Source organism: Anaerovorax odorimutans (assembly GCF_024459955.1).
GTDB classification, from domain to species: domain Bacteria; phylum Bacillota; class Clostridia; order Peptostreptococcales; family Anaerovoracaceae; genus Hominibacterium; species Hominibacterium odorimutans_A.
Genome location: NZ_JANFXK010000174.1, coordinates 1 through 251, shown reverse-complemented (window position 1 = coordinate 251; position 251 = coordinate 1). Strand labels below are relative to the sequence as shown.

Below are 251 nucleotides of genomic sequence, written 5' to 3'. Positions count from 1 at the left end.
GCGGCTGGATCACCTCCTTTCTAAGGAGACGAAAGTTTCTGCACTATGAGTTTATCTGGGCTTGTAGCTCAGGTGGTTAGAGCGCACGCCTGATAAGCGTGAGGTCGGAGGTTCGAGTCCTCCCAAGCCCACCAGGGCACTCTCGAAAAGAGAGTGGCATGTACCTTGAAAACTGAATAATGAAAAGAGTGTAAATAAAAACAAATTTACAACGCGAAATCGAGGTATTCGAAAGAATACAAAATTTAAAC

The 251-nt window shown here is 44.6% G+C and carries 1 tRNA gene; it reads left to right on the top strand.

Features of this window, described 5'->3' with window-relative positions:
- Positions 1-57 precede the first annotated feature (57 nt).
- Positions 58-134: transfer RNA gene (locus NE619_RS18365), tRNA-Ile, on the top strand.
- Positions 135-251: the final 117 nt, after the last annotated feature.